12 protein-coding genes are annotated in these 12191 nt (G+C 35.7%); 5 read left to right on the top strand and 7 right to left on the bottom strand.

The window, feature by feature from the left end; all coding sequences use genetic code 11:
• The first annotated feature begins 115 nt into the window (after positions 1-115).
• Genes ACFVR1_RS01600 through ACFVR1_RS01590 form a run of 3 tightly spaced genes read left to right on the top strand, consistent with a single transcriptional unit; the run spans position 116 to position 2516 of the window.
• Complete coding sequence (locus ACFVR1_RS01600) at positions 116-343, top strand: FeoA family protein (protein ID WP_387579472.1); 228 nt, start codon at positions 116-118, stop codon at positions 341-343.
• Positions 340-2346 carry a ferrous iron transport protein B gene (gene feoB / locus ACFVR1_RS01595; protein ID WP_387579470.1) on the top strand — a complete coding sequence of 669 codons (2007 nt, stop codon included), beginning with the start codon at positions 340-342 and terminating at the stop codon, positions 2344-2346. The genes ACFVR1_RS01600 and feoB overlap by 4 nt, the downstream gene beginning before the upstream one ends.
• On the top strand, positions 2256-2516 hold the full coding sequence (locus ACFVR1_RS01590; protein ID WP_387579467.1) for a FeoB-associated Cys-rich membrane protein: 261 nt from the start codon (positions 2256-2258) through the stop codon (positions 2514-2516). The genes feoB and ACFVR1_RS01590 overlap by 91 nt, the downstream gene beginning before the upstream one ends.
• A gap of 719 nt (positions 2517-3235) precedes the next feature.
• Here the strand turns inward: ACFVR1_RS01590 and tatC are convergent.
• The 5 genes from tatC to ACFVR1_RS01565 form a co-directional block, all read right to left on the bottom strand.
• Complete coding sequence (gene tatC / locus ACFVR1_RS01585; protein WP_387579465.1) at positions 3236-4108, bottom strand: twin-arginine translocase subunit TatC; 873 nt, start codon at positions 4106-4108, stop codon at positions 3236-3238.
• Between the two features lie 15 nt (positions 4109-4123).
• A complete protein-coding gene (tatA, locus tag ACFVR1_RS01580; RefSeq protein WP_387579462.1) occupies positions 4124-4330 on the bottom strand; it encodes a twin-arginine translocase TatA/TatE family subunit in 207 nt (68 codons plus the stop codon).
• Between the two features lie 17 nt (positions 4331-4347).
• Positions 4348-6060, bottom strand: a complete 1713-nt coding sequence (locus ACFVR1_RS01575; RefSeq protein WP_387579460.1) for a GMC family oxidoreductase — start codon at positions 6058-6060, stop codon at positions 4348-4350.
• 14 nt (positions 6061-6074) lie between these two features.
• Positions 6075-6839 (bottom strand): gluconate 2-dehydrogenase subunit 3 family protein, encoded by a 765-nt coding sequence (locus tag ACFVR1_RS01570; protein ID WP_387579457.1) that lies wholly within the window; start codon positions 6837-6839, stop codon positions 6075-6077.
• Positions 6840-7124: 285 nt separating this feature from the next.
• Positions 7125-8009, bottom strand: coding sequence for a LysR family transcriptional regulator (locus tag ACFVR1_RS01565; protein WP_387579454.1), 885 nt, complete (start codon positions 8007-8009; stop codon positions 7125-7127).
• 120 nt (positions 8010-8129) lie between these two features.
• Here ACFVR1_RS01565 and ACFVR1_RS01560 point away from each other — a divergent pair, with 120 nt between their 5' ends.
• Positions 8130-9320, top strand: a complete 1191-nt coding sequence (locus tag ACFVR1_RS01560) for a coenzyme F420-0:L-glutamate ligase (RefSeq protein ID WP_387579452.1) — start codon at positions 8130-8132, stop codon at positions 9318-9320.
• Between the two features lie 64 nt (positions 9321-9384).
• On the opposite strand, the gene ACFVR1_RS01555 is transcribed toward ACFVR1_RS01560, so the two are convergent.
• Entirely contained in the window at positions 9385-10359 is a 975-nt protein-coding gene (locus tag ACFVR1_RS01555; protein WP_387579449.1) for an alpha/beta fold hydrolase, read from the bottom strand.
• Between the two features lie 411 nt (positions 10360-10770).
• Here ACFVR1_RS01555 and ACFVR1_RS01550 point away from each other — a divergent pair, with 411 nt between their 5' ends.
• Positions 10771-11091, top strand: a complete 321-nt coding sequence (locus ACFVR1_RS01550; protein ID WP_387579446.1) for a hypothetical protein — start codon at positions 10771-10773, stop codon at positions 11089-11091.
• 148 nt (positions 11092-11239) lie between these two features.
• Here ACFVR1_RS01550 and ACFVR1_RS01545 read toward each other — a convergent pair whose 3' ends face one another.
• On the bottom strand, positions 11240-12046 hold the full coding sequence (locus ACFVR1_RS01545; RefSeq protein WP_387579444.1) for a DODA-type extradiol aromatic ring-opening family dioxygenase: 807 nt from the start codon (positions 12044-12046) through the stop codon (positions 11240-11242).
• Positions 12047-12191: the final 145 nt, after the last annotated feature.

The following is a 12191-nucleotide window of genomic DNA, read 5'->3' as shown; positions in this document are numbered from 1 at the left end:
GTTGAAAAGACAGTTGATATTAACCGCAATTTTAAGTATTTACAAGTGATTATCATTCTCATATACTTGTAAAGTAAAAATGATTTATATTGTCATCCTAATAGAGGTGAATGGAATGCTTTTAACAGACATACACGCAGGTGAAAGAGTACGTATTACGAATACTAATCATATGAATGAACTTGTTCAGCGTCGTTTATTAGATTTAGGAATTATGCAGGGTACTGTTGTAATGATTAAACGAATATTACCGTTAGGAGGTCCAATTGCAATTGAAGCAAAAGGACAATTAATAGGAATTCGCCGACGTGAAGCTAAAATGATTCGGGTGGAGAGTGTATGAACACAGTTGCATTGGCTGGTAACCCGAACACAGGAAAAACTTCCTTATTCAACAGACTCACAGGCTCCTATGAATATGTGGGAAACTGGACAGGAGTGACAGTTGAAAAAAAAGTCGGTGTCTTAAAAAATAATTTAGGAAACTTAGTTGACTTACCAGGCGTTTACTCACTTAATCCATTATCTAAAGACGAAGGTGTTGCTACTAACTATCTTCTTTATGATGATGTTTCTATGATATTAAACATTGTGGATGCTTCCCAATTAGAACGAAATTTATATTTAACTTTGCAACTTTTAGAATATGGAAAACCGCTCACTATAGGATTAAATATGATAGATGTTGCGAAAGCAAGAGGTATGGAAATTGACGTCCGTCTCTTATCAGAGCGACTCGGTTGTCAGGTAGCTCCAATTATCGCGCGTTCAGGTGTAGGTTGTGATGAACTGGCTACCATGCTTTCTTCATCAGTCTCACAACAATCCCCACTTGATATTGATTATGGAAGAACACTTGAAGAAGCGATTGAGCAAGTAATTTCGTTGATTCCAACAAATCAAGAATTACCACCAAGCAGATGGTTAGCCATTCAGTTTTTTGAAGGAAACAACTTGGTTCGAGATTTACTTACGAAATATATTTCTGTTTCGACTTTGAATGAATTGTTTAATAAGACGGAAAGAGATATTCAGACAGAAACAAAAGCAACTTCAATTGCTCATCATATTCGTGTAATTCGTGGTAACTATATTCAATCGTTATTAATTTGCTGTATGCTTCAAACCAAACAAAATGAAACGACACTTACTGATCGAATTGATCGTATAGTGACAAATAAAGTGCTCGGACTACCAATCTTTTTACTATTTTCGTATCTCATCTTTAAACTAACTTTTGATTGGGCAGGAACGCCACTCTCAGATGGTTTAGACTATTTTATAACCGGACCACTTACAGATACATTGAATAGCTTACTTAACGTGGTAGGAGCAACCGACTTTATTCGAGCGTTAATTCTCCAAGGAATTGTAGCAGGTGTTGGAGGAGTTATTGTTTTTGTCCCGCAAATCTTTATGCTTTTCTTTCTCATTTCGTTCATTGAGGATTCAGGGTATATGGCTCGAGTTGCTATGGTTATGGATAAAATAATGGAGAGCATAGGACTAAATGGTAAAGCATTCATTCCGATGATTATAGGGTTTGGATGCAATGTACCTGGAATTATGGCTGCAAGAACCATTGAGCAACCTAAAGAAAGACTACTCACTATTATTTTAACACCGCTTATGTCTTGTTCTGCCCGATTAACTGTATATAGTTTGTTCGTCGGTGCCTTTTTTAAGCATAATCAAGCATTAATTGTGTTGTCACTATATTTGTTAGGTATTATTCTAGCATTAACATTAGCAAAGATTTTCTCAGCTACTATATTAAAACAAGCAAGTTCGTTTTTTGTTATTGAACTACCACCTTATAGAATCCCGCAACTTAAGACTTTATTACAAAGTACATGGGAAAAAGGAAAAGGATTTATACGCAAAGCTGGTACATTTATTTTTGGTGGATCCGTTGTGATTTGGTTATTAACGTATTCTGGACCTCACGGATTAAATGTTCCAATGGATAAAAGTTTTCTAGCTCTAATCGGTGGCGCAATTGCTCCAATTCTTGATCCGATTGGATTTGGGAACTGGCAAGCAGGAGCGGCGTTATTAACCGGTTTTCTTGCAAAAGAAGTTGTCGTTTCAACCATGAACATTATTTACGTTGCTCCTGACATGCATACATTACAAGGCGTTATGGCTGATTTCTTTTCTCCACTTTCTGCCTACAGTTTTTTAGCATTCATATTGCTGTATGTTCCATGTTTAGCAACTGTTGCAGCAATTAAAAAAGAAACAGGTTCAACGAAATGGACTTGGTTTTCCATTATTTATGCACTAATCATTGCCTATATTGTATCAATCATCATTTATCAAGGTGGGCGTCTTCTAGGATTCTAATAATCAGAAAGAAGGAAAACAAAATGTTAGTAAGCGTCATTCTTGGCGTACTCATTTTCGGCTATGCTATTTTTACACTCATGCGTTTTGTTAAAAAAAGCAAAATGGGCAAATGTGCAGGTTGTGCATTAAGCGAAAAATGTTCAACTTCCTGTTCAACAAATAAGTAAAATGGTTTGAGAAGTATCTTTTAGAATAAGAAAATGGCAACTGCGATTTAAGAGCAACATGTCTTTTGCCAATTCCAACGTGTTTTGGACAAAACATTGGCTACACTATTACCGTTAGAATTATGGATTGTGAAGTGACGCAGTCACTTCACAATCCATTTTTTTGGTCATCTTGCGGTGGATGTTTGTCCGTCGCCCTCTTGAATTATTTAAAGTCAAGGTGCTTTTGGTTTGGATAATTAAAGATAATATCCTGTCCTACTCTTTTAAAAGCGGACGAAGATACAATTTCGTCCGCGGCATCGCTTCTTTATCAATCGACACTGCCTATTTTTCTTTACTTCCACTTGCCCTATTGATTGGAGCGGAAGGCGGCGACTCCTAGGGGATTAGCAAGCAAATCAAGACCCTGGACTGAGCGTTCAATTGTTCAAAGGCTAAGAGCGCCACATCGTGTGGCAACGCCTTTGTGACCAACGTCGTGTTGGCCCGAAGCGGCTTGATGCTTGCCCCCTGGAAAGCGTCCGCCTGCAGCGGAGATCAACCTGTTCATGGCAGAAAAATATATATACTTTCTTATTCTTTTGGGGAATCGGATGATCATTTTTTCAATATCCTTAAGCGATAGAGTTGGAGGTGGCTCATTGCTCCCAGCGGAAAGAAAGTATTTTTTAAAAGCAAAATACTTTAGCGTTTGTCTACAGTTTGAAACCGAAACCCTATTGTTGGGTTTCGGTTTTTTGTTTTGTAGTAATACTTCTTTTTTCCGCATAAATAACCACATGAATACTTGCTTCATAAAGCAAAGCCATTGGTATCAATACGATTAGCTGACTCACAAAATCTGGAGGTGTAATTAAAGCTGAAATAATACCGATAGCAAGATACGACCATTTCCTCACTTTTCTCATCGACTCTGCAGTTAACAATCCAATCGTCGCTAAAAATAGCGTAACAATTGGCAATTCAAAAATTATACCAATAGGCATTGTTGTCATCAGCAAAAATTTAACATATTCTTGAGCGGACACCATAATTGTAAAATTCATAGCTCCAAGGGAGACAAGAAAGTGATAACTAAGTGGGTTAACAATAAAGTATCCAAATGATACTCCACCTATAAATAGCAGTAGCATAATAGGAGAAAAAAAACTAAGAAAACGACTTTCCCTTTCATTTAAACCAGGCTTCACAAATTGCCATAGAAAATGACAAAGAAAAGGCAAGGACAATCCAAATGCTAATGCCACTGAAATGGACATATAAAATTTAACGACTTCCAGTGGACCTAGAATCATTAACTGATGACCACGTGTGACGTAAGGGAACCATAAATTAATGGATGCAAATACGGCTAAGAAAAATACTAGAAACACAGCAGATCCTTTAATAAGCTGTTTTCTTAAATCCGTAAGATGCTCAACAAGGGACGTGACGTTAAAATCAATCACTGGCACCTTTGTATCTATTATATCCTTTGGTTGAAAGTCATTATCTTTTAATACATCTATTTTAAGTGTTTCTCCCTGTTCCTCTATAACTTTATCTAGAGGACTTAAGATTTTACGATTATGATCTCCGTATGGATCCATTTCATCACCTGCTATCTATTCAATCTCTTTCTTCTCAATTTTCTCTATGTTCTTAGTGACTGTTTCATCTTCCATGATCTCCCGAGTTGATTTCTTAAATTCAGCGAGTGTTTTACCTACAGCTGATCCAATTTCGGGGAGTTTCCTTGGGCCGAATAATACTAAAATAATAACCAATATAATGATTAAACCAGGTATACCGATACTTGATAAACCCATCAAAATGCCTCCTTTTCTAATTAAACGAGCGAACCTCCACTTTTTCTGTACTTCACAATACCTTCAGCAGCGCGATATGCAAGTGCCCCAACAGTTGCAGTTGGGTTATAACCACCATTGTGTGCAAAGTTACCAGCACCAACTACAAAAAGGTTTTCGGCATCCCAGTGTTGTAAATAATTATTCACAACACTATTGTCTGGACTAGCACCCATTATCGTTCCACCTGTATTATGCGTCGATTGATACGGAACGATATCATAATTAGTAATGGGACTTCCAGCTTCCACCTTTTTAGCACCCATATCCTTCATTATTTCTGCTGTTCTTTTCGTAATGTATTCATGAAGTTTACGGTCTTGTTCAGTAAAGTTGTATGTCAACTGAAGAAGAGGAACACCATAAACATCTTTGTAACTTGAATCTAGAGTCATATAGTTTTCTTTGTGAGGCATTGATGCCCCTTGTCCAAAAACAGATAATGTTCGAGAGTAATTTTCGATAGATGCTTTTTTAAATTCTGCACCCCATACCGGAACATCTGATGGAACTGGATTTGTTAATATAGGACGACTCCCAGATTGCGTGAGGGATATACTTGCTCCGTGAATAAAATCAAGGTTAGAATGATCGAAGTTATCACCATTAAAATCGTCTATTGTCATTCCTAAAGCACCTGCACCCATAAATACGTTCATTTGTTCATCAAAAAACCCAGAAGTACCTGGTTCAATTTGGTATCCATAATTTTTCCCAAGTGTACCTTTCCCAGTGTCCGGATTATATTGCTCTCCAATTTTTGAAACCATCAAAAGCTTAGCATTATTCAGGACATAACTAGTTAATACAACAACATCTGCTGGCTGGATAAATTCTTCGCCAGTTTGAGTATCTACATATTTTACGCCAGTTACTTTGTTTCCTGATTTCATTATTTCGATAACATTCGCATGAAATTGAACATCATATTTACCTGTTTTCATAGCAGTCGGTATAACAGTAACTTCAGGAGATGATTTAGCACCATACTCGCAACCAAATCTTTCACAAAAACCACAATATTGGCATTGAGCAATTGATGAGCCATCAGGATTTACGTAAGCCTCTGACAAATTTGCAGAAGGGACCATAAAAGGGTGATACCCAAGTTTTGTTGCCGCTGCTTCAAATTTTTTTAATATTGGTGTTCGTTTCATTGGAGGTGTTGGAAAAGCAGAGGTACGTTTTCCCGCAAACGGGTTTTTATCATCCCCTGATATTCCTGCTGTCTTTTCAAATTTGTCAAAATAAGGTTCCAACTCGTCATAAGTTATCCCCCAATCTTGTATTAGATACTCCGGAGGTAACTTATTCTTTCCGTATTTCTTTTCTGTTTGTGTTTTTATTTGAAAATCATAAGGAAGGAAACGATATGTCATTCCATTCCAATGCGTACCCGACCCACCAAGACCTTCACCTAATAGAAACGATCCCATTTGTCTCATCGGAAGAGCTCTTTGTTTTCGAGTGTTTCTAAACGTAATCGTCTCTTTGGACAAATCCTGCATCAAATCATATCTTATAGCATAACGATACTCATCGTGCACTAACAAAAAGTCCTCTGTACCTCTTTTCTTTCCTCTTTCAAGACCAAGCACTTTCAAGCCAGCCTTTGCACATTCAGCACCGATGATACCTCCAGCCCATCCGACACCAACTGTAACAACGTCCACTTTATTTAATGTCTTTGCCATTCATATTTCCCTCCTTAGTGCTGCATGCTACTAATCGATTGTGGTTCAATTTTTTGATACTTCTCATCTTCAATTACATTAATATACGCCATTTGATGACCCGGAAATCCCTTCATGCGCCATCCATCCATATTCACATTGCCGTTATATATTGGATCTGCGTAGGCGCCTTCAAGCGTTGATGAGCGAAGGAGTTTAAAGAAAAACTGCGATGTAACACCTTTCATATTTATTTCATTTTTTTGGAAAGAAGTTAAAATTTGATCCATTTGCTTCCCATCCAATTCACCAAATCCTTTTTTAAATCGTTTTTGTGCTTCTTCATCCATTTTTGCAATTCCTTGTCTAAATATTTGTGCACGTGTTAATCGACTTTGATAGCCTTGTGTAGGTTCACCAGGAAAAAAAGGTCCTTGCATATACTCTTTTGCATTGCTTCCGTAATTTCCAGCTAACTGGTTATCTATAAAATAAGGAACTCCTAAACCAATCGCACCTGGACCAAGATCATCTTCTGGAAAAATTCTTTCTACTGCCTGTGAAAGTACATGGAATTCGTTTTGATTTGTGAAAAACATTAATCCTCGGTTTATATCTTGTGTTGCAGCGTTTCCACCACCGCCACCGTGCGTCTCGGTATGTTCAACTTTCCCTCCTGGCTTGTTGACGTTGTACCCGACAAGGCCACCAATAATCCCCCCACCAACAAGAGCACCTGTGGCAATACCTGTCGTCTTCAGAAAGTCGCGCCGTGATAATCCGTTTTTATTAACTGCCATATTCATTCCTCCTTTAGTAGGTAATCCCATCTGAACCAAGCATGTTCTTTTTTTATTTTTTTTATTCAATAAAACAGAATCACTGGAATAATTTTCTCTATTGCAATTTCAAAAGAAAGAAAAGATTCATTTTACTGATTCGCTTTTATGAAGTTAGAGAAATAGATGTTGAAAAATATGTGTTTATCAAGTAGATAGTCTAAAAAAAACTTGAACTAGTACCATTTTGAAAGGTAACCAGTTCAAGCTTTTTCATATTAATGTCATAAGATTTTATTGTCATAGCTATTTATTTTCTATTATTTCTACAAATTTCGTGGAAGCTGGGGATAGAGAAACACTTTTCAAAAAACACACACCAATATTTCTACTCGGTATTTCTTCTACCATTTTTACTTCATATAGTAATCCTTTATTTAGATAATCTTGAGAAAATTCTTTCGTCACACATGCTATCCCTAAATTTATTTTAGCAAATTCCAACAAAAGGTCATGAGAGCCTAATTCAAATTCCGGTGCGATTTTAATGCCTCTATCTAATAAATATTCATCGACATATTTTCTAGAAATTGATTTTTGTTCTAATAAAATTAATGGAAGTTTAACTAATTCATCTAATTTTATTGGCCATGATAAAAAATGTTTATATTTTTCTCCGCAAACAAAAATGTCTTGAACTTCAATACACGGAATTAGTTCTAATGTTGGGTCATCAATGGGAAAATTACAGATAGCAATATCTACAGTTCCGGATTTTAAGATAGCACACAACTCTAATGTAGTACCGTTCACAATCTTGAATTTTATATTAGGATACTTGTTATGAAATGCTTCTAAATATGGTAGAAGAAAGTATTTTGATATCGTATCCCCTACTCCTATCGTTAATTCACCCGTAGTTAAATTCTTAGACTCTAAAATTTTCTCTTCTCCTACATGGATTAAATTTAATGCAGAATTAGCATACTCAAATAATAGTTTCCCTTCATTGGTTAAAGATACTCCTTTAGGTGTTCTATTAAAGAGACGTATATCTAGTTCTCTTTCTAATTGCATGATTGCTTGACTGACAGCAGGCTGTGTCATATAGAGCTCTTTTGCGGCCTTAGAAAAACTTTCACTTTTACCTACCTTACAAAATACTTTATACAAATCTAATTTACTTATCATATAAGCTCTCCTTATACCCACCATTATGTATATTCATTTTACTTATACCACTAAAACAATGTATAGTACAAGTAGTTACGAAATATATATACACTTTTAAGCTTGTAAGGAGCGATTATATTGGAAAGAGTAGTTGGAACAGTTGTAAGAGGTCTTCGTTGTCCAATCATCAATCAAGGAGACAAAATTGAAGAAATCGTAGTAGATAGCGTATTAAAAGCAGCAGAAGTAGAAGGTTTCCATTTTCAAGATCAAAACATCGTTACAGTAACTGAGTCAATCGTTGCTCGTGCGCAAGGGAATTACGCTACAATTGATAATATTGCGAAAGACGTGAGCGCTAAATTCGGAGAAGATACAATTGGCGTCATTTTCCCTATTTTAAGTCGTAATCGTTTTGCAATTTGTCTACGTGGTATTGCAAAAGGCGCTAAAAAAATCGTTTTAATGCTTAGCTATCCATCTGATGAAGTTGGTAATCACTTAGTGGATTTAGATATGCTTGATGAAAAAGGAGTTAATCCTTGGACAGATGTGTTAACAGAAAAACAATTCCGTGATCATTTTGGATATAACAATCATCCATTCACTGGTGTTGACTATATCGATTATTATAAATCACTAATTGAAGAATATGGTGTGGAATGTGAAGTTATATTCTCCAATAACCCTAAAACTATTTTAGATTATACAAAAAACGTTCTTACATGTGATATACATACAAGATTTAGAACGAAGAGAATATTAAAAGCAAATGGTGGAGATAAAATCTTCAGCCTTGATAACATATTATCAGAGTCAATTGATGGCAGTGGATTTAATGAAGCATACGGTCTATTAGGTTCAAATAAATCTACTGAAGATAGTGTGAAACTTTTCCCACGTAATTGTCAACCTATCGTAGATAATATTCAGCAGATGTTAAAAGAAAAAACAGGCAAAAATATAGAAGTGATGATTTATGGAGATGGAGCATTCAAAGATCCTGTAGGGAAAATTTGGGAACTTGCAGATCCTGTAGTTTCACCAGCATATACAGCTGGTCTTGATGGCACACCAAATGAAATAAAATTAAAATATCTAGCTGATAATAACTTTGCTCATTTAAGAGGCGAAGAACTTCAACAAGCAGTGGCGCAATACATTACGAATAAAAATGAAGACCTTGTTGGAGCAATGGAAGCACAAGGAACAACACCTAGAAAGCTTACAGATTTAATCGGCTCTCTATCTGATTTAACTTCTGGAAGTGGAGATAAAGGAACACCTATTATCTTTATACAAGGGTATTTTGATAACTATACGAAATAATAAGTAAGCAATGCTTGTTAATACGAGCATTGCTTATTTTTTTGACAATTTCATTCATTTTCTTCTATTGACTTCCTGCTTTTGCTAATACTAAATCAATGAACTTTTGATTCTCCTCAAACAGTGGAGAGTGAGCGGAATGCTCAAACCAAACCCATTCTTTATCTTTCGCTTGAAGTAAATCAAACCAAATTTTCGTTGGTTCAGCGGGTGTAGTTAAATCATGTCTTCCTACCATAAGCGTAATTGGAACTTTCACAATTCGGATTATTTCACTTAAATCTAGACTTCTCACTTCATCCATAAGATTTTTATTGCTAAAATATTGCCCTTTAATGAAACGAATCATATCTAAAAATGTATATTCACTGCTTTTGAACATTTTTTTCACAAAGGTTTTCAACAGTATTCCATCACGAGAAATTCCACTTTTAAATATTTCTAAATACTTTTGGTGGATTCTATTGTATTTCAAGCTAGTCCAAGGTGGTTTTCCCATCTCTGTTAGCTGGATAATTGCTTTCCGATGATTGTGTTTTCTTGCTTTTTCTAATATCAATCGATAGGAGAGTTCTTCTACCTTGCTCATACTTAATACTTGAGATACCCCAAAATAATGATGATATAATTCAGGATGTTCGTTTATCGCGAGTAATCCTAATATTGTTCCCCATGAGTGCCCTACTATATATATTTTCTCCTGCTGGAACTCTTTTCTCAAATAGTTGGTTAATTCAATAGTGTCATTTAAAAATTGCTTAATTGTCATTGATTCTTTGGTGACTTGTTTTGTATAGGACAAACCTGCTCCCCTTTGATCCCAGTTGACAACGATGAAATGTTTTTCTAACTCCTCCTGATAATCACCAATAAGTGCCATCTGACTTGTTCCTGGACCCCCATGTAAAAAGAGCAAGACTGGCATCCTTTTATCTTCTCCTCTAATAGAAATCCACTGCTGCACACCACCTATTGCAATTGCTTTAAGTTCAGCAATACCATTTTCAGTTTTGATGCGAGCTGTTTTACGTCTAAACATGTTATTTCCCCTTTTGCTATGTATAAAATACCGATTATATCTTATTTTATTCAATGTCTTCATATATTACCCTAAAATGCTCTTGGCAATCTCGAAACAGTAATTTTATGTGTCTTAAGTATGATCGTTGTTTTTTTAGATGAAGATAGAAAAAGAAGTTCGAGGGAGCGGCGAGTTGCAGACAATCATTGTATAAACAATGGGAGCGTAGTGGGTTCCATTTTGTAATAACACATTAAAGTAGTATAAGCATAAATGAGGCGACCTTTGCAAAGGAAGGTTTATTTTTACATTCAACAACTTGGACAGATAAGTTGAACAAAAGAACAGAATATTCGCGAAACTAATTGTGTATTTATCCGTATATATATTTAGATAAATTACTAGAATCAAAAAGGAGAACTAGTCAATATGAAACGAAGATTAATAAACATCGTTATAACTTTATTAGTACTATTAAGTTTGAGTTTTGGAATATCGTTTTTCACACATACAAAATTCTTGGACTATTCATTTTTTATCGGATTAGCAGTTACCATTATTATTAGGTTTTTTACTTCTAAGGGTGGTTTTGGTTCTCGCCACTTGCATATGTCCATTCAAGGTTCCACAGGTATTAGAATGGAGAGCCAAAAGTTTGAGTTTTCACCTAATATTGCTTTCTTTACATCCTTGGCTTACACCATCATAGCAATTGCAGCAGTGCTTTATTATTACAGAAGTTATTTCTAAAAGTTACTATGAGAAGGTTGTAAATAGAAAAATAAAAAGAGCAAGGATTTCCAGGCTCTTTTTGCAAAAGGAGTATTTAATGTACAAATACAGTTATACCAATAAAAATAAGGGTTACCAATACATATTCGAATTGTGTATTAAAACATCAAATTATTATGGCACATATCAATCCAAAATATGTCGGAGCCTCATATGATAAAAATTCTATCTTACGTTCTTCTTGCGGTATAGCACCTGCTAAAATTAGAGTTTGCCAAATACCGTCCGGTTTTGCCGCTTCTACAAAGTCAGCATCAAACTCAACCATTTTTTCAAGTTGGTTTTGTTTCATCAATGTTACAACATCTTCATCTAACATTTTTGCTGCAGGATCATATCCATATGGACCTGCTTCATCATGTGCATGTGACCAGTCACAACTTGCAATTAGCCCTATCCTCTTTTTTGATGCATGGACAACTTTTCCTAGTACTTTACCAAACTCCAAATGCGTTTCATAGGAAATATCTCTAGAAGGAGTAATGACTACGATTGGAACATTTGGCATAAATCGAAGAGGTACAATCGCTCCCCAGTCTAAAGGTAAGCATGAGATTGGTCCTGATGCAGTTCCGTAGTTTATAGTACCTGTTGGAATTCCTGCTAAAGTAGCCTCCTCCGAAATGCACTTTGCAAGATGTCTATCAACACCCCTCATCATCATAAACGAGGAATCATTCTCTTCAACTGTTCCCTCCATTCTTTCAGAGTCTGAAATTGAAAATTGACCATTAATTCGAGTACCATGTGGAGTAAGAACAATTAGAACATCTGGCTTAGCCTTCTCCATCCCTTCGCCTATCCTTATCAAACTGTTGCGTGTTGCCGACATTCTGTTAGGATTGCTTCCCTTTAATTCTGGTATTAATTCCCCTCCATGAGGCGAAATACATGCAAAAACAAATGGATTCAATTGTACACTCTCCTCAAAATAAACTATTTGAAACTACTACTTTCCTTCGCCAAATTATATGTATATTCCTTTAAATGTTTAAAAATAATCTAATAACGCTATAGGTGCTCAAAGAAAACTTCTGAGTTTCTCAGAAAATCTAAAT

Origin of the sequence: Psychrobacillus sp. NPDC058041 (assembly GCF_042885655.1) — a bacterium.
Lineage (GTDB): Bacteria > Bacillota > Bacilli > Bacillales_A > Planococcaceae > Psychrobacillus.
Note: the sequence above shows the minus strand (reverse complement) of the source record. Positions and strands in the feature narration are given on the sequence as shown.